The sequence below is a fragment of the Priestia megaterium genome (assembly GCF_041941685.1).
Taxonomy (GTDB): Bacteria; Bacillota; Bacilli; order Bacillales; family Bacillaceae_H; genus Priestia; species Priestia megaterium_C.
Genome location: NZ_CP130958.1, coordinates 2,417,610 through 2,439,841 on the forward strand (window position 1 = coordinate 2,417,610; position 22,232 = coordinate 2,439,841).

General features: G+C 38.0%; 21 protein-coding genes, 2 pseudogenes and 1 riboswitch. Of the genes and pseudogenes, 16 read left to right on the top strand and 7 right to left on the bottom strand.

Translation table 11 applies throughout. The annotated features are described in order from the left end of the window. Positions 1-33: 33 nt before the first annotated feature. Positions 34-624 carry a DedA family protein gene (locus Q5794_RS12490; RefSeq protein ID WP_214987916.1) on the bottom strand — a complete coding sequence of 197 codons (591 nt, stop codon included), beginning with the start codon at positions 622-624 and terminating at the stop codon, positions 34-36. Between the two features lie 336 nt (positions 625-960). Between Q5794_RS12490 and Q5794_RS12495 the strand changes: the two are divergent. The 8 genes and pseudogenes from Q5794_RS12495 (at position 961) to Q5794_RS12530 (ending at position 8,254) form a co-directional block, all read left to right on the top strand. Next, positions 961-2,241 (top strand): annotated as a pseudogene (locus Q5794_RS12495) (GntP family permease). A gap of 19 nt (positions 2,242-2,260) precedes the next feature. Next, a complete protein-coding gene (locus Q5794_RS12500) occupies positions 2,261-3,037 on the top strand; it encodes a 3-hydroxybutyrate dehydrogenase (protein ID WP_214987917.1) in 777 nt (258 codons plus the stop codon). A 194-nt stretch (positions 3,038-3,231) separates the two neighbouring features. Continuing rightward, positions 3,232-4,692 (top strand): aminoacyl-histidine dipeptidase, encoded by a 1,461-nt coding sequence (locus tag Q5794_RS12505; RefSeq protein WP_374989152.1) that lies wholly within the window; start codon positions 3,232-3,234, stop codon positions 4,690-4,692. A 244-nt stretch (positions 4,693-4,936) separates the two neighbouring features. After that, a complete protein-coding gene (locus Q5794_RS12510; RefSeq protein WP_374989153.1) occupies positions 4,937-5,410 on the top strand; it encodes a hypothetical protein in 474 nt (157 codons plus the stop codon). A gap of 174 nt (positions 5,411-5,584) precedes the next feature. Continuing rightward, positions 5,585-6,163, top strand: a complete 579-nt coding sequence (locus Q5794_RS12515; RefSeq protein WP_214987921.1) for a GNAT family N-acetyltransferase — start codon at positions 5,585-5,587, stop codon at positions 6,161-6,163. Positions 6,164-6,320: 157 nt separating this feature from the next. After that, positions 6,321-6,650, top strand: coding sequence for a PadR family transcriptional regulator (locus Q5794_RS12520; RefSeq protein WP_013057038.1), 330 nt, complete (start codon positions 6,321-6,323; stop codon positions 6,648-6,650). 18 nt (positions 6,651-6,668) lie between these two features. After that, positions 6,669-7,388: a pentapeptide repeat-containing protein gene (locus tag Q5794_RS12525; RefSeq protein ID WP_214987923.1), complete on the top strand. Its 720-nt coding sequence runs from the start codon at positions 6,669-6,671 to the stop codon at positions 7,386-7,388. 179 nt (positions 7,389-7,567) lie between these two features. Next, a complete protein-coding gene (locus Q5794_RS12530) occupies positions 7,568-8,254 on the top strand; it encodes an O-methyltransferase (protein WP_214987926.1) in 687 nt (228 codons plus the stop codon). Between the two features lie 186 nt (positions 8,255-8,440). Here the strand turns inward: Q5794_RS12530 and Q5794_RS12535 are convergent, their stop codons facing one another. The 6 genes from Q5794_RS12535 to Q5794_RS12560 form a co-directional block, all read right to left on the bottom strand. After that, a complete protein-coding gene (locus tag Q5794_RS12535; protein ID WP_214987928.1) occupies positions 8,441-9,352 on the bottom strand; it encodes a LysR family transcriptional regulator in 912 nt (303 codons plus the stop codon). A gap of 136 nt (positions 9,353-9,488) precedes the next feature. Beyond that, positions 9,489-9,674: a hypothetical protein gene (locus Q5794_RS12540; RefSeq protein ID WP_057243619.1), complete on the bottom strand. Its 186-nt coding sequence runs from the start codon at positions 9,672-9,674 to the stop codon at positions 9,489-9,491. 157 nt (positions 9,675-9,831) lie between these two features. Further along, the gene (locus tag Q5794_RS12545; RefSeq protein ID WP_013057043.1) at positions 9,832-9,966 is read right to left on the bottom strand and encodes a hypothetical protein; all 135 of its coding nucleotides are present in this window, start codon (positions 9,964-9,966) and stop codon (positions 9,832-9,834) included. Positions 9,967-10,104: 138 nt separating this feature from the next. Continuing rightward, positions 10,105-11,367: a dicarboxylate/amino acid:cation symporter gene (locus Q5794_RS12550; protein WP_192993109.1), complete on the bottom strand. Its 1,263-nt coding sequence runs from the start codon at positions 11,365-11,367 to the stop codon at positions 10,105-10,107. A gap of 52 nt (positions 11,368-11,419) precedes the next feature. After that, entirely contained in the window at positions 11,420-12,748 is a 1,329-nt protein-coding gene (gene lysA, locus Q5794_RS12555; RefSeq protein WP_374989154.1) for a diaminopimelate decarboxylase, read from the bottom strand. 145 nt (positions 12,749-12,893) lie between these two features. Beyond that, positions 12,894-13,076: riboswitch (Lysine riboswitch) on the bottom strand. A 165-nt stretch (positions 13,077-13,241) separates the two neighbouring features. Next, complete coding sequence (locus Q5794_RS12560) at positions 13,242-13,655, bottom strand: CBO0543 family protein (RefSeq protein ID WP_374989155.1); 414 nt, start codon at positions 13,653-13,655, stop codon at positions 13,242-13,244. Positions 13,656-13,990: 335 nt separating this feature from the next. Between Q5794_RS12560 and Q5794_RS12565 the strand changes: the two genes are divergently transcribed. The 8 genes and pseudogenes from Q5794_RS12565 (at position 13,991) to Q5794_RS12600 (ending at position 22,170) form a co-directional block, all read left to right on the top strand. Continuing rightward, on the top strand, positions 13,991-15,109 hold the full coding sequence (locus Q5794_RS12565) for an FAD-binding oxidoreductase (protein ID WP_214987932.1): 1,119 nt from the start codon (positions 13,991-13,993) through the stop codon (positions 15,107-15,109). Between the two features lie 73 nt (positions 15,110-15,182). Continuing rightward, positions 15,183-15,497, top strand: coding sequence for a YckD family protein (locus Q5794_RS12570; RefSeq protein WP_214987934.1), 315 nt, complete (start codon positions 15,183-15,185; stop codon positions 15,495-15,497). A 162-nt stretch (positions 15,498-15,659) separates the two neighbouring features. Then, a complete protein-coding gene (locus Q5794_RS12575) occupies positions 15,660-17,384 on the top strand; it encodes a PAS domain S-box protein (protein ID WP_374989156.1) in 1,725 nt (574 codons plus the stop codon). 86 nt (positions 17,385-17,470) lie between these two features. After that, positions 17,471-17,734 carry a DUF1292 domain-containing protein gene (locus Q5794_RS12580; RefSeq protein WP_013057050.1) on the top strand — a complete coding sequence of 88 codons (264 nt, stop codon included), beginning with the start codon at positions 17,471-17,473 and terminating at the stop codon, positions 17,732-17,734. Between the two features lie 151 nt (positions 17,735-17,885). After that, positions 17,886-19,121: an acyl-CoA dehydrogenase gene (locus Q5794_RS12585; RefSeq protein WP_215054668.1), complete on the top strand. Its 1,236-nt coding sequence runs from the start codon at positions 17,886-17,888 to the stop codon at positions 19,119-19,121. After that, positions 19,108-19,880 (top strand): annotated as a pseudogene (locus Q5794_RS12590) (SDR family oxidoreductase). Before Q5794_RS12585 ends, Q5794_RS12590 begins: the two are co-directional and overlap by 14 nt. 19 nt (positions 19,881-19,899) lie before the next feature. Continuing rightward, complete coding sequence (locus Q5794_RS12595) at positions 19,900-21,516, top strand: long-chain fatty acid--CoA ligase (protein ID WP_214987941.1); 1,617 nt, start codon at positions 19,900-19,902, stop codon at positions 21,514-21,516. A 90-nt stretch (positions 21,517-21,606) separates the two neighbouring features. Beyond that, positions 21,607-22,170: a TetR/AcrR family transcriptional regulator gene (locus Q5794_RS12600; RefSeq protein ID WP_192993124.1), complete on the top strand. Its 564-nt coding sequence runs from the start codon at positions 21,607-21,609 to the stop codon at positions 22,168-22,170. Positions 22,171-22,232 lie beyond the last annotated feature (62 nt).

Genomic DNA, 22,232 nt, shown 5'->3' on the forward strand with positions numbered 1-22,232 from the left:
CCGAAGGGTCTTTTTTTATACTCTTACGTTGAACTAGACTGTTCGCTGCAGCTGCTTTTTTTTAAAATAGAACTTATAAATTAAAAATCCGCATACAGCCACCACCGCTGCAATTAAAATATAGGTTTGTGCATCTGAGATAAAAGATTGAATGGACTTAAAGTTTCCGATTTGTCCTAACCAAAGCATGGCAATATTCAAAGGAAAGATACCAAGAAATGTAAGTAGAGCAAACGGCATAGGTTTCACTTTAGATAGCCCTGAAAGGTAGGAAATGTAGTTGCCGAGCCCTAAAGGACGAGCAATCGCAATACTCCATAATCCGCATTTTTTAAACCATTTTTGTGATTTCTCAAATGCTTTTTTCTTTTTTGATAATTTTTTCTTTACCTTATCTTCTAATTTATAGCCTATCCCATACGGTATAAAACTAAAAGCTGTATAAACGGCGCTTCCTGCAAGAGCAATTAATAATAATTTTACTATGTGCATGTTTAATAAGTATCCGTAGGTAAGGGTGAGAAGAGAACCAGGAAACGGCAGGGAGGAAGCCTCAATGGCCAGTCCGCTTAAAAGTCCCCAAATTCCAAATTGTTTCAGTAAGTCTGTTATGAAATGTAGCATAAGATCGCCTCTTTTTCTGTGTCATAACATTCAAATACCCATCTATATGTTCGGAAAAACTTATAAAAGAAAAGAAAATAAAGGAAGAAAGCGAGATGTGACAGAAAAAACTTAGCTTGTACAAAGAAAAAGGAAGGAAGTGTATTTTATAGCTTCTACTCAAAGTAAAATTATAGAGGGAAAATAATTGAGTGTGAATTTTTAAATAAACTACGACTTTTATTCATAGTTTTGATTCCTTTTATTCATTTTACTTATAAAAATAACGGGTGTAAACTTGTTGTGTTGTGAAATAATCCATTATGTATATGTATTAAAAGGAAAGGAGGTTACCGTGTGGTTATTATTGTAGGATTGTTATTGTTGATGTTTTTTGCTTATCTAGGATGGTCTATTATCTGGGTGGCACCTGTTGTAGCCACGTTCGTTGCTTATTTTAGCGGTTTAAAAGTACTGCCTACTTATACAGATGTGTATATGGGAGGATTTGTAGATTTCGCTGCAAAATGGTTCCCCATCTTTTTATTAGGAGCCGTCTTTGGAAAGCTAATGGAAGATACAGGCGCAGCTAAATCGTTGGCGCAGCGTATTGCTAAATTATTTGGAAGTAAAAGAGCCATTTTAGGGGTGCTGATTGCTTCAGCCATTTTGACATACGGCGGAGTGAGTCTATTCGTTGTTGTCTTTGCGATTTATCCTTTAGCAATCGCGCTATTTCGAGAAGCTAACGTATCGCGAAATTTACTCCCAGCAACCATTGCACTCGGAGCATTTACGTTTACAATGACAGCGATTCCAGGTACGCCTCAAATTCAAAATCTGATCTCGACTGCTACATTTAAAACCAATGCAATGTCGGGTTCGATTATTGGAATTGTCTCAGGTCTTATTATGGCGGTGGGAGGATATTTATGGTTAGCTTATCGCGATAAAAAATTAAAAGCTAAAAATCAAGGGTTTACTGAGCCTAATGAATCATCAGTCGCAGCGAGTGAAGGGGAGGACTCGATGAATGTAATATTAGCTATTTTACCGCTGATTGTCGTTGTCGTGACATTAAACGTTTTAGAATGAGAGCCTATCGTTTCGTTATTAATTGGTATTTTTTCTATTTTACTTATTAATTTTAAACACTATAAGACATTTATTTCTTCTATAAATGAAGGAGCAAAAGGATCCGTGATGGCTGTTATTAACACGAGTGCAGCAGTAGGTTTTGGCTCGGTTATTACAGCAGTTCCAGAGTTTAAAGATGTCACGCATGTGTTGCTAAACATTTCGAGTAATCCGCTCGTTTCAGAAGCGTTAAGCGTTCAAGTGCTAGCGATGATTACGGGTTCAGCATCCGGTGGTATGGGTATTGCGCTTCAAGCATTAGGAGATACGTGGTATCACTTGTCTCAAACGACGAATTTAAGTGCCGATGCTCTTCACCGTATTGGAAGTGTTGCGTCAGGTGCAACTATTTTACCGCATAACGGTGCGTTGTTAACGCTATTAGCCGTAACTGGTCTTCGGCATAAAGAAACGTATAAAGACGTATTTGTTGTTGCATTTATCATCCCGACAATCGCTTTATATGCAGGAGTCGCATTAGCGGCAGCCGGTATTATTTAAAAACAGAAGGAGAATACACATGGTTGAAAATCAAGTAATTGTAATCACAGGAGCAGCAAGAGGAATTGGGTTTGAAATAGGTAAACGATTCGCAGAAAACGGAGGAAAAATTGTGTTATCCGATATTGATCAAGCTGCTGTAGAAGCTGCAGCACAAAATCTTCATGAAGCTGGATTTGAAGCGCTTGGTGTCAAAGCTGATGTAACAAAAGAAGAAGAAATCAAACATTTAATTGAAACAGCAAACGCACATTTTGGAGCGGTTCATACGTTCATTAATAACGCTGGCTTGCAGCATGTTTCTCCAATCGAAGAGTTTCCAACTGAAAAATATGAGTTAATGATTAAAATTATGCTAATCGCTCCATTTATGGCGATTAAGCACGCGTTTCCGATTATGAAAAAACAAGGGTTCGGACGTATTATTAACGTTTCTTCTATCAACGGTTTAATCGGTTTTGCGGGCAAAGCAGCTTATAACAGTGCTAAACACGGTGTAATTGGGCTAACAAAAGTAGCTGCTCTTGAAGGCGCAGCACACGGTATTACGGTGAATGCACTTTGTCCTGGCTATGTGGATACACCACTAGTGAGAGGTCAGTTAGATGGTTTAGCTAAAACAAGAAATGTACCATTAGAGAGCGTGCTTGAAGAAGTTATTTATCCTTTAGTCCCTCAAAAAAGATTACTAGACGTGAGCGAAATTGCTGACTATGCTATTTTCTTAGCGAGTGATAAAGCAAAAGGTGTAACTGGTCAAGCGGTAGTAATGGACGGCGGATATACAGCTCAATAAAAAATAGAATAAGTCATTAAAAGCATAAAGGAGTCTAATGAGCTCCTTTATGCTTTTTTATGTTATATCTATTCTATCGAGTTAATCAACGTTAAAATATAACTAGGCTATACATAAAAGAAGCCTTATACTATTTCTCCTGTAAAGATAAATAGTATGATAAAAAAGCCTACAGATTAGAAAGGATGATATATATGGTGCAAACAGTAAATGAATTAATTAAACATCCGGTTTTTTATTTTTTTAACGAAATTTCAGCTATTCCTAGAGAATCTGGAAATGAAAAGAAAATTAGTGACTATTTAGTTTCTTTTGCAAAAGAAAGAAGCCTTGAAGTTATACAAGACGAGGCTTTAAATGTAATTATTAAAAAGCCGGCAACTAAAGGATATGAACATGCCCCAGCCATCATTTTGCAAGGGCATATGGACATGGTATGCGAGTTAAATAAAGGAACTGTCCATGATTTCGAAAAAGATCCGCTTCAACTGCGAATTGTGGAAGAGATGCTTTACGCAAATGGTACTACGCTAGGAGCTGACAACGGGATTGCCGTTGCATATGCACTGGCTTTACTAGATGCTCATGATATAGATCACCCCTCTCTTGAAGTAGTCATTACTACTGAGGAAGAAACAACTATGGGCGGAGCCATTGCTGTAAATCCAGCTCATTTTGAAGGAAAAATCTTTATTAACCTTGATACAGAAGAGGACGGAAAGCTGCTTGTCAGCAGCGCGGGCGGGGTAAAAGGCGTGCTTCGTATTCCCGTAAACTTGGAATCGCCTTCCAATAACTCAGAAACATATAGCTTAAGCATCGGTGGATTGCGCGGCGGACATTCTGGAATGGAAATTGATAAAGAAAGAGGAAATGCTAATAAACTGCTAGGGAGAGTTTTATATGATTTACAACAAGAACTTCCCTATTCTTTAAGCAGCATTAGTGGAGGATTAAAATCAAATGCGATTCCCCGTGAATCAGAAGCAATTCTATCAGTTGAGCCTTCTGAGGTAGGAAAGCTAGAAAATAAGATTCGTGAGTGGAACGAAATAGTAAAAAATGAATTACAAGCGGCTGATCCGAGCGTATATGTAAAAATAAACAAATCTTCTTCCGTTGAAAAATGTTTTACAAAAGAAACGACAGAACGAATTGTACAAGCTATTATGCTAACACCAAACGGGGTTCAAAGCATGAGTATGAATATCGAAGGATTAGTAGAATCTTCTACCAACCTAGGTGTGATTACGACGACAGAGTCTGAGATTGTTTTTCAAAATGAAATCCGCAGCTCAGTAAAAAGCTTAAAAGAAAAAATAGTAAGTCAAGTGCACATACTTGCTCAAGTAGTCGGAGGAAGAGTTGAAACAAAAGGTAATTATCCTGAATGGGCGTACAATGGAGATTCAAAAATTCGTGAATTATGTAAAAAGGTTTACAAAGAAAAATATGGGGAAGAGGCGGAGATCATCGCCATCCATGCTGGAATTGAATGCGGTATTTTCCTAGAAAAAATCCCTGGATTAGACGCTATTTCGCTCGGACCCGATATGTACGACGTTCATACACCTGATGAACACCTGAGCATTCCGTCTACTATTAAGACATGGGAATACTTATTAGCAGTATTGAAAGAAGCAAATAAGATATAAAGTTATCAGCATCCCTATAATTTTAAAAAAAGAGCTTCTGTAAAGGAGCTCTTTTTCATTCGTCATTTATCAGATAATAAGCAGAATTCCGTCAACACGTCAGGAAATTGAGAACATTTATGTAAGCGCTTTACAAATAAAGGTTTTAAAACGGGCCTAAAAGGGGTAAACAATTACTAAAACGATAGACAAATGAATTCAAAACAAGCTCTGCAACTAATAAATTAGTAGGGAGAGAATGTATATGAATGATAATAGTCTTATCAAGGATCCCTTTTTGGAAAAAGGAGAAATTGAATTCTTAGAATTAAGGAAAGACGAAATACGCTATCTAAAGTTCGATCGGTTTTTGAAAGTGATTAAAGCACTTAATCAACGCACTGATAAAGGCTACCAGAGTCTTATGCTTTCCGTTGATGGCTTTAAAGGCAATTCAAGAGAATTATATGAGATAGAGGAGTTTCGCAGATACGTAAATTTGTTAATTAATCAAGTTCCTCAAATATTATTTTATATTCATGATAAAAACAAAATGACTAATCAAATTTTGAAAAGTCTATCAAACAATAGCAGCCAGCCGGCCTCTATAGATCCTAAAAGAGCGCGTTTAATGATTGATGTCATACAGGAGCAAGTAGAGAAAACAGAGGATAAAGAGATAAAGGAGAATCTTTCTGAATTCGTATGTAAAATCCAGAGCTTTGTGAATCAGTATTAACAGTTCCCAATAGAAAAGTAGAATCTATATTATAAAAAAGTACGAGAACTCAAAGTTTCTCGTGCTTTTTTATTGGAAAAACTGTAGAAAGAGAAAAGGATTATCAACATATATGGATAAATAATAGTGGTAAAGCTTCATATTCGGAGATGAAATAACAAGGAGGAATGAACATTGCATCATATTGAAATAAGAAGACCAAAAATAGAAGACCGTGCAGAACTTCATGAGCTTTTTAATGAAGTAATCACAGATACCTTTCAGAAAGAGGGTCTATCTGACATGGTGAACGATATACAAATAGAAATTGAAAGTAAAGAACAATATTTAAAAAGTGACCTTGATAGCGATGGAAAACATCGATTCTTTTGGCTCGGAATAGATGCGTGCACCAATAAGATTATTGGCTGTATTGAATATGGTCCTGCTAGTGAATTAATTACGGCGTGTACAAAAGGAGATTTGCAAGGATGGATTGAAATCGGCACAGTTTTTGTTCATCCGAAGTACCAGAGAAAAGGTGTAGGGACACTGCTTTTACATACTATGCTGCTTACACTTCAAAGCAGAGAAATTAAAAAAATTTGTTTGGACAGCGGATACAAAAATGCTCAGGAAGTATGGAAAAACATATTTGGAATCCCTGATTATTTAATAAAAGATTACTGGAGCAAGGGGTATCATCACATGGTTTGGAAAATATCGGCAGAACGCACGCCAATAGTATTTAAGCTCAGTTATAACGAAGAATAAGGTGTCTACTAGAAAATAGCCGGTACGTTTCTACCGGCTATTTTCTACTGGTTAAGCTGTTTACATATGTCCAATTATATATTAGTTTATTTTACTCAATATAATACCTTGACTGTCATAGTAATATGATTTAAATTATACATAAAGAGGTGATAATTTGGTATATGCAAAAATGTCTTCAGATTTACTTCGGGGACATACAGATACAATGATTTTGAAATTACTTCTCAGCGGCGATAAGTATGGTTATGAAATTAGTAAGCTTATTTATACCTACTCTAAAGAGCAATATGAATTAAAAGAAGCCACAATGTATTCAAGCTTGAAGCGCCTGGAAAAAGACGGCCATATTCTTTCTTACTGGGGAGATGCTGTACAAGGCGGTCGCAGAAAATATTATAAAATTACAGAACAAGGAAAAAGCGTATATAAACAAAACAAAGAAAATTGGGAGCAAGCGAAAAAAATTATTGATTTATTGTTGTAAGAAAGGACGATGTTATAAATGAACGAAAAAATAAAAAATCATGTGCATAACATTTTGGCTCCTTATCAGGTTGTAGAAAATGTTCAAGATCTAGAAGAAGAACTATCACAGAACTTGCAGGAAAAATTTACAGATTACAAAAAAGACGGGCATAATGAAGAACAGGCTTATTATATGACAATCAATTCTATCGGTGATATCACAGAACTGATTCAATCAATGAATGTAGAAACAAAGGAATTAAAGCAAACCGTCCCTATGGATTTTTCAAAGACCGAGCTTACAAAATCTGATTTTCGTTCTGTATCGGTGTATAAAGGGAAATTTAATGCCAGTAATTTGAATGAATCTGATTTTAGCCACGCAGATCTTACAGACAGCATGTTTAAAAGCAGCAATTTAACGAAAGCAATATTTCATCACGTTAATTTAACAGGCGTACAATTTAAATGGGCAAATTTTAAACAGGCCAGTTTTAAAGGCTGTATCTATGACAACACGTACTTTAAGCAATGTAATTTAACAGACATTGTATTTGACGAAGAAACATTTAACGGAACAATTTTTGAAGGAACATCATTAAAAAAAGCCTCATTTCGCCGCGCAACTTTGCTAAATGTACAGTTTCGAGGATCAGATTTAAAGAAATCGGATTTTGAAGGTGCAAAAATGGATAAACTGACATATAACTTTTTAAAAAGTGCCAAGATAGATCTTAGTAAAGTTACGATTATCTAAAGATAAAAAAGACCTCTCTGAAGGTCTTTTTTTATGGACATATAACAATTCTTTTTAAGAGCGAGCAGGATAGTTTATTAGAGAGCTAGAACACATTCATAATACGAACCATTACGGCAACAATCTGGATATGGGAAAAACATATTTGTATCTTTGAAATAATAAAGCTTTTATTACTTATGTGGAGGAGTATGAAAATGTCTATATATGAAATTTGGAATGAAGTGGATCTTTATATGAATGATAAGCTTATACAACCTGACCCTATTCTTGATGAGGTATTGAAGGCAAATCAAGAGGCTGGATTACCTGCCATCGACGTATCGCCTAGTCAAGGAAAGTTTCTGCATTTGTTAGCTTCATTAAAAGGAGCTAAACGCATTTTGGAAATTGGTACTCTTGGAGGGTACAGTACGATTTGGCTAGCCAGAGCTCTTCCGAAAGACGGACAGCTGATTACGCTCGAATTAAGCGCTCAGCATGCAGAAGTAGCAAGAGCTAATTTAAAAAGAGCGGGAGTAAGCCATTTAGTAGAAGTCATTGTCGGCCCCGGGCTTGATACATTAGCTGTGTTAAAGGATAAGGGAACAGAGCCGTTTGACCTTATCTTTATTGACGCTGATAAGACGAATAACCCAAATTACTTAAAGTGGGCTCTAGAATTATCGAAAAGAGGAAGTACGATTATTTGTGATAATGTTGTTCGTCAAGGGCATGTGGTGAACTCAGAAAGTGAAGATGAAAATGTAAAGGGAATTCGTCAATTTATGAATGCTCTGGCTCAAGAAAAACGAATCAGCGCTACGGCTATACAAACGGTTGGAAGCAAAGGCTATGATGGATTCATTGTAGGGATTGTTGAATGATAAAATTTGTATTACACATAAAAAGAGACGGAGACATAACTAAATCCATTCAATCAACAGCTAGAAGCAAATACATACATGAAACCTACGTTCATCATCACCCTAAAAAAAACCGAACGAGTTGGATTCTCAACCAAACTTGTTCGGATTGTCCTTCAACTAACATACTTTTGTTCCAGACTCTTTTTAAATAGGCCCCAATTTATCTGTCATTTGTTTTTCGGTTAAAAAATTAATCAATTCTCGTACAGCGAATGAACTGTAGCGTTCTTTTAACAGAATAATTCCAAGTTCCCACATCATTTCAGGATCTGCAATAGGTATGGTAGTAATATTGGGATCTTTCACTTTGGCATAAAGCGATTCGGGTAAAATAGCAATACCTAGTTCTGCCGCTGTTAATTCAATAATTAAATCCCATTGAGAACTTTTATACGCTATAGAAGGAACAAAGCCTGAATTTAAAGCATCTTGAATTAACCGGTCGTGCAGCGTAAATTCTTCACTGAACATAATGAATTTTTCATGCTCCAATTCTTTCATCCAGACGGAAGAACGTTTCGCTAAAGGATGGTTTTTATGCGCGTATAAAAGGAATCTCTCCTTAACGAACGGGTATACGTGAAAATGTTCATCATGACCACTTGTAAGAGGAAGCATAACAATCCCCATATCTACACCAGCCTCTTCCACAAGTGCTTCAATTTTTTTTGCTCCAAATTCAATAAGCTCTAGAGATACTTTAGGGTATTGTTCATTAAATGCTTTTGCAATCTTCGGGAAAAACAAGGTCCCGATGAGCGGAGGGATTCCCATCTTGATTTGCCCTGTTTGCAAGTTCATTAAATCTCCCAACAAGTGAGGCATGTCTTTTAACACCGACAGAGCTTTAGTTGCCTGATGATACACGACTTCTCCTCCATCGGTTAGCTTTAATTCTCTTGTTGAACGATCAAGAAGCTCAAATCCTAGTTCATTTTCTACTTTTTTGACGGCTTTACTTAAAGCCGTTTGTGACAAATGAACTTGCAGCGCTGCCTTTGTAAAATTTTTATGATTCGCTACCTCTATAAAGTATTCTAAGTCTCTGATTTCCATGTGAAACTCCATTTCTGCAAACTGCTTATCCTTTTTCTTTACTCTTTATTTTAACCACTAAATTATTTACTGTAAATGCGCTGATTAAAAAGGGGGAGGATATATCCAATGAATAAAAACAGGGAAAGGAAATGAACTAAAGTTTCTGTCGAAATTGATTTATAAAACGAATAATCTTTTTATAGAGAAACATAGATTTTGCTACTAGCTGATGGGGGATATAAAGATTTTTGCATGTGCGCTCGGGCAAAAATGCAAAACTTATCAAAATAACTGAAAGTCCAAAGGCTGCGGCTGTAATCTCTAGCCAAGAAAACACCATGTCATTCCTCCTTTTACAAACCTATTAATAGAATATGTAAAAGTTTAAAAGAAGGTTGTACGATAGACCTATAACAAGCGGCGTAATGAAGCTCCCTCTAAAAATAAAATTACGTCAAAGAACGCAGGGCCTGTGCCAAACGCTCTTTGACGTAATTTTATTTTCGTTCTTCAGCTTGATGCTCTTGTTTATTTTGCTCAGTGAGACGTTTTTGATGAGCTTTTGTTTCTGCGCTTACGTGATTCGCATCATTCGGTTGATTCTTCTTTGAACCTCCTGCAGCGTTACTCATTAGACGACACCTCCAGTCTGGTTATGAAACATACCTATAGAATGTGCGTATTTACAGACTTTATACACCGCTATCGATATTACTGCACACGAAAAAAGCAAAGGGAGAGTCCCTAAGACTGTTCCCTTTGCTTTTTTACTAAGCGACTTTATCGGTGGTGATAATTTTGTTAATCCAGTCTTTTCCTTCTGTAAACCTTGTAACAAGCATCGCTGTTACTGTATTTCCCGTACTGTTTAAAAGCGTAGCAGGGGCGTCAATAATTGTGGAAATGACCGCAATAATGGGCAGAACTTCTGGCGAAAATCCATAAATTGTAATGATTAACATTTCGCCAATCATACCGCCTCCAGGGATTGCTCCCATTACGGCTCCAACTAAAAAGGCTACGCCTAAAATGCTCAAAATACTCGTAGCAGACGTCATATCTTTGCCAAACAAACTGAATAAGAAAACAATCTTTAGAATACCACCGATAACAGAACCATCTTTATGTGTGTTTGCTCCTAATGGAATCACCGTTTCAGCAATATCCAGCGGCACACCCATTTTCTTTGTTGCATCTAAATTGACCGGAATAGATGCAGCAGAAGAACAAGTAGCAATAGCGGTGATAGAAGGAGCAGCTGCATTTTTCCAAAACAGCTTAATTCCTGCTTTACCGCCAGCAATCCATGCGTATAGCGTAAAGAAACCGAAATAGTAAACGATTGCAATTAATAAATAAAGAATAAATGCTCTAGCGTACCCTTGTAAGATCTTTGGTCCAAGTTCTCCTACTACAGTAGCAAAATAGCATCCTAAACCAATTGGAGCATAGTACATCACAATTTTAACAACCTTCATCGATACTTCTTGACCCGAAGTCAGAAATTTCGCCATAGGCTGTCCTTTTTCACCGGCCATTGTGGTAGCAATACCGAAAATAACGGCAAAGACAATTAATTGTAAAATATGCTCTTTCGAAAATAACTGAACAAAATCAGGTACAGTAAATGTGCTAACAAGCTGATTTAAAAGCGTCATTTTTTCAGCTGTATTTTCACTGTCACCCATCAATTCTTTAATGGCAGAAGTATCTACATTATGTAGAGGATTGTAAAGTGATGCCCCTAAAAAGCCTAAAACGGCTGAAACAGCAGCAGTGGCGACAAACACAACGGCAATACCTAGCATAATTTTACCAAGACGTTTCATTTCGTTCATGTTTGCAATCGCCGAAGCAACACTAAAAAAGACAAGGGGAACGATAATCATGAACATCAAATTAAGAAACAAATCACCAAAAGGCTGCACGACTGCCACATCGGGTCCAATAGCATATCCTGCTATCCCGCCAATTAAAATAGCGAGAAGCAGAATAAGCGATGATCTGTACGTTTTAAATACACTTAAAACCATAGTTAGATTTCCTCCAAACAACAATAGCTTCTTTACTACGCAAGAACAGCTATCATTTGCTCATTGCATACGTAGTAACGATTGGCTTTACATCTTTACGCACCAAATCTTCGTATGTTTCTCGTTCTACAGCAAGACGAGCTTCTCCATTTTTTACAAATACAACAGCAGGGCGCGGAATACGGTTGTAATTGCTAGCCATTGAATAGTTGTAGGCACCTGTAGAGGACACTGCTAATAAATCTCCTTGATTAACGCGCGGTAAATCAATATCCCAAATAAGCATATCTCCTGATTCACAGCATTTACCCGCAATTGATACTGTTTCATCTTTTTTATCCGTCACTCTATTAGCCAAGACAGCTTCATGTTTTGCATCGTAAAGAGCAGGACGGATATTATCGGTCATACCGCCGTCAATTCCTACGTATTTTCGTACACCTGGAATCTCCTTCGTTGATCCAATTGTATAAAGCGTTGTACCTGCTTCTCCTACGATGCTTCTTCCAGGCTCAATCCAGACTTCTGGAAGGGTATAATTCTGTTCAGTTAACGTGCGGCTTAGCTTTTCTGTCAGTGCATCTACATAATACTCAACTGGAAGAGGAGAGTCGCTTTCGGTATAACGAATACCAAAACCACCACCTACGTTTAAAACTTTTACTTCAAATTCCATTTTATCACGAATGCTAAATAAGAAATCAGTTAAAATATCAATGGCGCGAGAAAAACCATCTACTTCAAAAATTTGCGAACCAATATGACAATGAATGCCTAAAAGATCGTAGTAAGGCTTTTCTAACGCAGAACTTACCGCTTTCATGGCTTGGTCATTGGAAAGACCAAATCCAAACTTGGAGTCTTCCTGTCCGGTCATAATATACTCATGTGTATGGGCTTCAATCCCTGGAGTAACACGCAGAAGAATAGATGCTTTCTGTTTGCGCTCAGCTGCTAAGGCATGCAAAACTTCAAGTTCGGTAAAGTTATCAACAACAAAACAGCCAATATTCGCATCAAGAGCCATTTCCATTTCTTCAATCGTTTTATTATTTCCGTGAAAATGAATGCGTTCAGCTGGATATCCAGCTTCAAGCGCTGTAAATAATTCGCCTCCTGAGACCACATCTAGGGACATATCAAGCTTCGTTAAAAGGCTAGCCATTTCCATACAAAGAAAGGCTTTCCCTGCATAGGCGATTTGATATGAAAATCCGCTTCTTCGAAAGGCTGAATGGAAGGCCTTGCATTTCGTCTCAATTAATTCTTGATCGTAGATGTATAGGGGAGTGCCGTATTGTTTTTTCAGTTCGACCGTATCGCACTGCCCAATTTCTAAATGATTGCTGCTGTTAATTTTACTCGTTCCATGTAAGTACATAATCCGTATCCCTCCATTTAAATCATTCAACTATAACTTTGAACTTTGATGGTCAGTAGAAAAACACAAAAAAGACCCGTGAAGTGATGTTCACGCGTCTTGGTTTCATAATAATAAAGTATTATTACATTCTAGGCATCAACATCTCTTCAATAGCTCTCCACAAACCAAATGGTTTGTGACAGCTCAGCATTTATTCAATACTGAACCAGTATATGAACACAATGGATGTTTATATACTTCGGCACGAAATCCCTTTTACTTATCTTCACAGACTCCATTAGTCTCCAATAAGTGACTCTTGATTTCATGCACCTCTATTCTCAGAGAGGAAAATTATATTTAAATGTAATTCCTATTATATTTCCTTTTACTTCGTCTAGTCAATGAAAAGTTAAGGCATAGGAATATCAAAAAAAATAAATAAGAAAGCTATGAAGCTTCCAGATAGAATCCAAGCAGCCAGTGCTGTCTTCTGATGAATGATTAAAAGTCAGAACGTGACAATATTGAAGAGAAAAGAACACAGCAGCGACCATCCATAATGATGAGTGATACTATGATTAACATAAGCAATGAACTCAATCATAGTAAATGAAAGCGCCCACAAAAGAATCCACCACAGCCGGCCGCTTACATGCAGCGGCAGCCTTCCTAAAAAAACCGGTATAACAAACGGATAAATAATTAAGGTTATTCCAAGAGAAACCATTAGGTGATCGGGTAGAACAAGGTGATCAACACCAACAGGGTGAAATACCCATACGCGGTGATGAAACAGCAGCACTTCATAAAGCAAATTCCCCGTGACCCAAAACAGCAAAGTAGGATAGTATTCTTGATACCTTCGCCACTTGCCAAATAGTAAACCAAGAATGATGAAAAATAATACAAATGAAGATTGCATACGCTCTCCTTAAATTAATGGTTATTTCTTTTTATTTACATATTATAGTGGTTTTATTCTTTCATTTTTTTATTCAGAAACCATAATAAAAAAGCGGTAAGCGCAGTGTTAAATATGCGCGATCACTATTTGTGGTTTGCTTCATCTCACTATAATCTCCGTAACAGAACTTATTGCGCTTTTGTTTACAATGAAAGGAGCTATATGTCAAAGTCAGCAAGACTCAAAAATAAGCTTAAAATAGCTTCGCCTAGTATGTGACTTCTTTTTTTGCTATGCTAAAATTGCGTACATATAGCATGAGAATACTAGAAGAAAGAAAAGGGTGTTTTGGTATGAAAACATACATCGTAGTTGGAGCTGGGATACTTGGAGCTTCTACAGCATATCATTTAGCAAAAGCAGGAGCAGATGTGACATTGATAGACCGCAAGGATGCTGGTCAAGCTACTGATGCAGCAGCAGGAATTGTTTGTCCATGGCTTTCGCAGCGTCGAAATAAAGCATGGTACCGCTTAGCAAAAGGCGGCGCCAAGTACTATCAAACATTAATTCAGCAATTAGAAGAAGATGGAGAAACGGATACGGGATATAAGCGAGTAGGAGCAATTAGCTTACATACTGATGAACAAAAGCTTAAAAAAATGGAAGAGCGAGCATATAAGCGTCGGGAAGAAGCTCCTGAAATAGGCGAGATTACACGTTTATCCGCTAAAGAAACACAGGCTTTGTTTCCGGTTCTTTCGGAAGAATACAGTTCAGTTCATATTAGTGGAGCCGCTCGCGTTAACGGAAGAGCTCTTCGAAACGCACTTGTGAATGCAGCGAAGAAAAACGGTGCAAAAATAATAGAAGGAAACGCAGAACTACTTTATGAAAATAATCAAGTAACGGGCGTTGCCGTAAATGGACAAACCCTTCTAGCAAGTACAACAATCGTAACAGCAGGAGCGTGGGCAAATCAATTACTAGAGCCTCTTGGAGTGAAATTTTTAGCAAGCTTTCAAAAAGCGCAAATTGTCCACTTGCATCTCCCTGATTTAGATACAAAAGACTGGCCCGTTGTGATGCCTCCAAGCGACCAATATATTCTTTCATTTGAACAAGGTCAAATTGTCATTGGAGCAACACATGAAAACGACACGGGTTATGACTTGAGAGTAACGGCTGGGGGGCTTCATGAGATTTTTTCAAAGGCCTTATCAATTGCTCCCGGCTTAACAGAAAGCACAGTCTTAGAAACAAGGGTAGGGTTTCGACCATTTACTCCAGGCTTCTTGCCAGTCATTGGGGCTCTTCCGCCTTACGAAGGAATACTAGTAGCGAATGGTCTCGGAGCTTCAGGCTTAACGTCGGGCCCTTATCTTGGTTCAGAGCTGGCTAAATTAGCACTTGAAATGGAAATGGAAATTGATCTTAGTGACTATGATGTAAGAGGAGCTATCGAGTCTTAAGCAAATAGAATGAATGAAAACAAATAGAAGTTCGCAAGCTATAACTACTATATGATGAAAGGAAGTAGATTGTTTGCGAAAGATTATGGTAAGTGCAGCAGCAGCTTTTTTATTTATGAGCGCGACGCCTGTATTAGCGGAAAACAATCCTCAGCCAGAAACAAAAGGCGTGCAGCTGACGTCTCAGCAAAAGCAGGAACTGTCCGTGCTGTACAAAGAAATGCTAGCAAAAAAGAAAGAAATACTTTCAAAATATGTCGAGTACGGCGTGCTAAGCAAAACGGAGAGTCAAAACATTTCTTCACATATGGAAAATCGCTATCAGCATATGGAGCAAAATGGTTTTGTGCCAAAGCGACACTGTCATAAAATGCATCATTCAAAGTAATTCCTATTCACATAAAAAAAGCGCCTTTACAGGCGCTTTTTTTATGCGAGTGAATGGAAAATATCCGCTTCTTTATCTAGTAAATTCTAAAATCCTCATGTAAAATTAAGAGAATGAGAACGAGTAGGAAAGATGTTAGTGAGGGGTAGGTAAATATGAACGATGAACGAAAATAAAAAAATAGTCCGATTACATGCAGAAAATCATTCAGCTGAGGCGCTAGGAATCATATTTGCTTACAAACAAAAAGATGACCATCTTGTTTACAGTATGTATCAAGGTGAAAGCGTTCATGAGCAAAAAATACCTCTAGAAGAATGGGTCTCGTATGAGCATTTTTTCGAAGCACTAAATAAAAAGAAAAAGCTTATGTACGAGCTTCAAATAAATGATAAACGCTATGTAGTAAACTTAACCCCTTTATCTTACACAGAAAAGCCTGAAATTATGGGACATTGCGTGAATATAACTAGTTATCAGAAGAAAAAAGAACAGATTCAGCCTTTTATTTATCATAACGCAGATGCTGTTGCTGTTGTTGACTTAGAATGTAAAACGCTTCAAGTGAACCCTGCGTTTGAGAATACATTTGGCTGGACGTTTGAAGAAATTTATCAAAAGCCTCTTCCAATTATACCTTCGTTTTTAAAGGAGCCAGTGTGCGAACTTCATAAGACCATTCAATCAGGTGAATCGAAAACGGAATTTGAGACGGTCAGACAGCATAAAGACGGTCATTTAATTAATGTAAGCGTCACACTATTCCGCGTTGAAAATATGAATGATTGGCCGCTATGCATTGCTTTTGTCTATCGAGATATAACATCACGCAAGCAGGCCGAAACGGCTTTAAAAGAAAGTGAAGAACGCTACCGAAGCTTGATTGAGTTATCGCCGGAAGCGATTATCGTTCATAGTGAAGGGAAAATTGATTACATCAACCCTGCAGGAGCCAAAGCGCTAGGATACAAAAGTCCTCAAGACGTATTAGGAGCTTGTGTTTATCAGTTTGTTCACCCTGATTACTCTGATGTTGTAAAACAGCGAATTTATCGAATGAAAACAGAAAATAAATCTGTAGACCTACAGGAAGAAAAGTTTATTCATAAAGACGGTCATACGATTGATGCCGAAACCATTGCCTTTCCTATTCCCTATATGGGAAAGCAGGCCATTCAAGTTTTGTTTCGTGATATCACAGAACGTAAAAAAACTGAAAAATTGCTGCGTGAATCCGCTCAGCTTTCCTTAGTCGGACAGTTAGCGGCTGGTATTGCTCACGAAATTCGAAACCCTCTGACGGCAGTAAAAGGATTTATGCAGTTATTAAAAGAAACGAGCGCTCAGCCTTACTATGTAGAAATGATAAATCATGAGTTAGATAGAATTGAATTGATTACCGATGAGTTCTTGAGTCTTGCAAAGCCTCAGGCGAAAACCTACAAAGACAAACATGTTCAAGATATTTTAGAGAATACTTTAAAGCTAGCTGAGGTGCAGGGGATTACAGAGAAAATTCACGTAAAAAAAGAAATTGATCTTCATCTTCCTCTCGTATTATGCGAAGAAAATCAGCTGAAACAGGTGTTTAGCAATATATTTAAAAATGCAGTCGAATCTATGCCAAGTGGAGGAACCGTAACGATTCAACTAAAAAGGTTTAATCAGGAGAACCTTGTTGTCCGGTTTAGCGACGAGGGGCCAGGCATCACGCAGGAAAGAATGCAGCATTTAGGAAAACCTTTTTATAGTACCAAAGAGAAAGGAACGGGGCTTGGACTGATGGTGTGCTATAAGATCATTCGAGAACATAGAGGAGAAATTAACTTTGTAAGTGAACTTGGAAAAGGAACTACTGTAGACATTCTTTTGCCTTTTAAAAAGTAGATTCTACTTTTATAAGCATGAAACCTTTTCTAAAGGGGAATACATGTTAGTGAACGAATAATGAGGTTAAAATAGGAGGGAATAAGATGGAACGTATTGAAACGGGAGAGATTTTTACAATTTTAGATGAAAATGATCAAGAGCAAGATATTGAAGTGCTTGGAAAAATGACGATTGAAGGGCACGATTATATTGCTGTTGCGTTTGTGGAAGAAGTTTTAATTGAAACAGAAGAAGAAATTGATGTTTTCTTTTTGAAAATTGAAGATGACGGGGAATGGTCTTCAATTGAAGATGATGATGAGTTTGAAAAGGTATCAGCAGTATTTGAGGAAATGACATCCGCGTAAAAAGAGAGGTTAAAACCTCTCTTTTTTTATTTTTAAATAATATAATATTTAGAATTTTTCTAAAAATATCTTGCTGAATTATTCCCCTTCATTTATGATGAATATGTAACATACCAACCGGTTAGTAAGTAAATGAAAGCGAGGGACTACCGTGTATTTTTCTTACTCTGACAAAGTAGTGAAGCTGCAAAAAGAATTGACCTCTTTTATGGAAGAGCATATTTACCCAAATGAACGGCTATACGAACAACAGCTGAATGAACAGACATCTAGATGGTCAGCTGTTCCTCCGATCATGGAAGAGTTAAAAGAAAAAGCAAAGCAAGCTGGATTATGGAACTTATTTTTGCCAGAAAGCGAATACGGAGCGGGTCTAACAAATGTCGAATATGCCCCCCTTTGCGAAATTATGGGCCGTTCTATTATTGGACCAGAAGTTTTTAACTGCGGAGCTCCTGACACCGGCAATATGGAAGTACTGGTTCGATACGGAACGCCCGAACAAAAAGAAAAATGGCTAAAGCCGCTGTTAAATGGAGACATTCGCTCCTGCTTTTCTATGACAGAACCGGATGTAGGTTCTTCTGATGCCACAAACATTCAGTGCAGTATTGTAAGAGAAGGCGATGAATATGTAATCAACGGAAGAAAATGGTGGTCTTCAGGTGCGGGAGATCCTCGCTGCAAAATTGCTATTGTCATGGGAAAAAGCGATTTTACCGCATCTAAATATGAACAGCAGTCTATGATTTTAGTTCCATTAAATACTCCTGGAGTTAAAATTGAACGAATGCTGCCAGTCTTTGGATACGATCACGCTCCTCATGGACATGCTGAAATTCATTATGATAATGTGCGTGTGCCAGCGTCCAATATGCTTTTAGGTGAAGGCAAAGGATTTGCTATCGCTCAAGGCAGATTGGGGCCTGGACGTATTCATCACTGCATGCGTTTAATAGGAGCAGCGGAAAGAGCGCTTGAAGAATTATGTAAGCGTATTCAAAGTCGTTCTACGTTTAATAAGTTGCTTTCCCAGCAAGGGGCTATCCAAGAATGGGTGGCAGAATCGCGTATTGAAATTGAGCAAGCTCGCTTATTAACATTAAAAGCTGCTTATATGATGGACACAGTTGGAAATAAAAAAGCGCGGAAAGAAATTGCTATGATTAAAGTAATGGCTCCTGCTATGGCTTTAAAAGTCATTGATCGCGCTATTCAAGCATTTGGAGCAGCAGGTGTTTCAGAAGACACGCCGCTTGCGGCACTTTGGGCGAATGCCCGCACTCTTCGCCTCGCTGATGGTCCAGACGAAGTGCACAAAGCACAGCTTGCAAGACTTGAATTAAAACCCTATCAAGAAAAGGAGGAAACCTATGCACATAAATGATTTGTTTGATTTAACTGGGAAAACAGCTATTATTACCGGCGGAGGCAGAGGATTAGGAGAACAAATGGCAGAAGGGCTTGCAGAGGCAGGAGCAAATATTGTCCTATGTTCGAGAAAAAAGAAGCATGTCAGCAAGTGGCCGATCGATTGGCCACCATGGGCGTAAAAACCCTCGCTTTAGCATGCGACATCAGTCAGCCTGAAGATATTAAAAATGTCGTGCATCAAACGATTGAAACATTTGAACGTATTGATATTTTAATTAATAACAGCGGAGCTACGTGGGGTGCTCCGGTTGAAGAAATGCCTCTTGAAGCATGGCAAAAAGTGATGAATATTAATGTTACAGGAACGTTTTTAATGTCCCAAGAAGCTGGGAAACAAATGATTAAACAAAAAGCTGGCAAGATTATTAACATTGCTTCAATTGCCGGTCTTGGAGGAACAGATCCTCAGTATATGGATACAATCGGGTACAACACGAGTAAAGGAGCGGTCATTACGTTTACGAAAGATTTATCTGTCAAATGGGGACAGCATAATATTCAAGTTAATGCGATTGCGCCGGGATTTTTCCCTACTAAAATGTCAGGTGCGATTATGGAACAAGGCAAAGATTATTTTCTAAGTCAAACCCCTTTAAAGCGCTTTGGCTCCGAAGCTGATTTAAAAGGAGCGGCTGTTTTTCTTGCTTCTGCGGCGTCTAATTATATTACGGGAGATATTCTGACAGTAGACGGTGGAGTTCATGCTATGTGAATAAGAAAGGAGTAACTTGATGGAAGACGTTAAAAAATGGTTTACACCTTATCCAGAAGCCTACACTCATGACATTCACATCGAAGATATTTCACTATTTGATATGCTGAAAGAAACAGCCGAACGTTATCCTGCTCACACGGCAACACGCATGTATCAGCATACGTTAACGTACCAGGAGGTGTATCACTCAGTTCGCGTATTTGCAGGAGCACTACAGAAAAAAGGAATTGAAAAAGGAGATCGTGTAGCAATTATGCTGCCAAACTGTCCGCAATATATAATAAGCTATTTCGGCATTGTAGCAGCGGGCGGCATTGTTACTCAGGTCAACCCTATGCTTGTCGAACAAGAGCTAGAGCATATTTTAAACGATTCCGGGGCAAAAAAAATAATTCTGCTCGATGATTTTTATACGAGGCTTCAAGAGATAAGAAACCGCGTTGATATAGAAGAAGCGATAACTGTCAGCTTGCAAAAACCTTTTGTTCCTACATCACCAGACCTTTCCTTCCTAGATTTTTTAACCATAAAACATGAATTTAATCAGCCGGTCATCCATCCAGCACACGATATTGCTGTTCTTCAGTATACGGGAGGAACGACCGGACCATCTAAAGGTGCGATGCTTACACATACAAACATTTACACAAACGCAGTTCAATCATACGAAATATTTAAGCATGATATTGAATTAGGAAAAGAAAAATGCTTAACCGTTATTCCATTGTTTCACGTATTTGGCATGACTTCCTGTATGCATTTATCGATTCTTTGCGGAAATGAAATATTGCTATTGCCGCGTTTTGATTTGGAAGAAGTACTAAATACAATAAAAAAAGAGCAGCCTAGTATTTTTCCTGGCGTGCCAACTATGTATGTTGCTATTACCAATCATCCGCGGGCAGAAGAATACAACATCGAAAGTATTCGCATCTGCAACAGCGGCAGTGCGCCGATGCCTGTTGAGCTGATGAAAGAGTTCGAACGAAAAACGGGCGCTAAAGTGTTAGAAGGGTACGGCTTATCAGAAGCATCTCCCGTGACGCATTGCAACCTGCCGTTTTGGGAGAGAAAGCCAGGTACAGTCGGACTTGGCGTTCCCCAAACTGCTTATAAAATTGTAGACGTGGCTACCGGAACAAAAGAACTGCCAAGAGGAGAGCTTGGAGAAATAGTGATTAAAGGCCCTCAAGTTATGAAGGGCTATTGGAATCAACCTGAAGAGACGGCTCACGCGCTTAGAAACGGCTGGCTGTACACAGGAGATATTGGACAGATAGATGAAGACGGGTATTTATCCATTGTTGATCGCAAAAAAGATATGATTATTGCGAGTGGTTTTAATGTGTACCCTCGAGATATTGAAGAAGTTTTATATGAACACAGCCACATTAAAGAAGCCGTTGTAATTGGCGTGCCGCATCCTTACAGAGGAGAAACAATTAAAGCGATTTTGGTAGTGAAAGAAGGGAAATCTCTTTCTGAAGAAGAGCTTACTTCTTATTGTCGACATCACCTTGCAGCTTACAAAATTCCGAGAATCTTTGAGTTTCGCCCTGAGCTTCCTAAGACCAATGTAGGAAAAATTTTGCGACGGGCACTACGAGAAGAAGTGGTGAAAGAAACGATGTAAATAAGCTGAACATAAACAAACTTTTTCAAAAGCTCCCTCTAAGCCATGGTATAATTTGTGAAAATGAGAAAAGACAGAGAGGGTTTGACGATGAAAGATTTGATGATGGAACGAAGCATTCAGCTTTTTGCTCAAAAAGGTTTCAAAGAAACGTCTATTCAAGATATTGTAAATGAATTAAACGTCACAAAGGGAACGTTTTATTATTATTTTAAAAGCAAACAAGAGCTTTTAATGGATATTCACCTTCAATATATTGAAAGATTAATAGAAAACCAAGAGACGATTCTTGCAGATAAGACAACATCTTATCCAGAAAAGCTGCACAGCATTATTTTTAAACTTGTTCATGATATTGAAAAAGAAGGCCTTCGAGCTAAAGTGTTTTTTCGAGAGATGCGTCATTTGAGTGAAGAACACTTAGAACAAATCATTCCAAAGCGCGATCGTTTTAAAGAAAACGTACAGGAAATTATTGAAAAAGGAATGGAAGCAGGGCAGTTCCATTCAGATTTGCCTTCAGATATCGTGACGCTAGGCATATTAGGAATGACAAATTGGAGTTATTTTTGGTTTCAGCCGGATGGTGAAAAGACAGATCGAGAAGTTGCGGCTATTTTTTATAAGATGCTGATGAAAGGTATTGAGTCATAGTAGCTGCTAGGCTAGACAGTGCTCGTAAAAGGCGGGAAAGTATAAGCTCTTTCTCTCCTTTT

Bases quoted from the DNA above. Each gene is read 5' to 3' on its own strand.
- Q5794_RS12530 (WP_214987926.1), top strand. From the start codon at position 7,568: ATGTGGAGGAGTATGAAAATGTCTATATATGAAATTTGGAATGAAGTG.
- Q5794_RS12595 (WP_214987941.1), top strand. From the start codon at position 19,900: ATGGAAGACGTTAAAAAATGGTTTACACCTTATCCAGAAGCCTACACT.
- Q5794_RS12550 (WP_192993109.1), bottom strand. From the start codon at position 11,367: ATGGTTTTAAGTGTATTTAAAACGTACAGATCATCGCTTATTCTGCTT.
- Q5794_RS12600 (WP_192993124.1), top strand. From the start codon at position 21,607: ATGAAAGATTTGATGATGGAACGAAGCATTCAGCTTTTTGCTCAAAAA.
- Q5794_RS12510 (WP_374989153.1), top strand. From the start codon at position 4,937: ATGAATGATAATAGTCTTATCAAGGATCCCTTTTTGGAAAAAGGAGAA.
- Q5794_RS12525 (WP_214987923.1), top strand. From the start codon at position 6,669: ATGAACGAAAAAATAAAAAATCATGTGCATAACATTTTGGCTCCTTAT.
- Q5794_RS12490 (WP_214987916.1), bottom strand. From the start codon at position 624: ATGCTACATTTCATAACAGACTTACTGAAACAATTTGGAATTTGGGGA.
- Q5794_RS12565 (WP_214987932.1), top strand. From the start codon at position 13,991: ATGAAAACATACATCGTAGTTGGAGCTGGGATACTTGGAGCTTCTACA.
- Q5794_RS12575 (WP_374989156.1), top strand. From the start codon at position 15,660: ATGAACGAAAATAAAAAAATAGTCCGATTACATGCAGAAAATCATTCA.
- Q5794_RS12580 (WP_013057050.1), top strand. From the start codon at position 17,471: ATGGAACGTATTGAAACGGGAGAGATTTTTACAATTTTAGATGAAAAT.
- Q5794_RS12540 (WP_057243619.1), bottom strand. From the start codon at position 9,674: ATGGTGTTTTCTTGGCTAGAGATTACAGCCGCAGCCTTTGGACTTTCA.
- Q5794_RS12545 (WP_013057043.1), bottom strand. From the start codon at position 9,966: ATGAGTAACGCTGCAGGAGGTTCAAAGAAGAATCAACCGAATGATGCG.
- Q5794_RS12560 (WP_374989155.1), bottom strand. From the start codon at position 13,655: ATGCAATCTTCATTTGTATTATTTTTCATCATTCTTGGTTTACTATTT.
- Q5794_RS12505 (WP_374989152.1), top strand. From the start codon at position 3,232: ATGGTGCAAACAGTAAATGAATTAATTAAACATCCGGTTTTTTATTTT.
- Q5794_RS12500 (WP_214987917.1), top strand. From the start codon at position 2,261: ATGGTTGAAAATCAAGTAATTGTAATCACAGGAGCAGCAAGAGGAATT.
- lysA (WP_374989154.1), bottom strand. From the start codon at position 12,748: ATGTACTTACATGGAACGAGTAAAATTAACAGCAGCAATCATTTAGAA.
- Q5794_RS12535 (WP_214987928.1), bottom strand. From the start codon at position 9,352: ATGGAAATCAGAGACTTAGAATACTTTATAGAGGTAGCGAATCATAAA.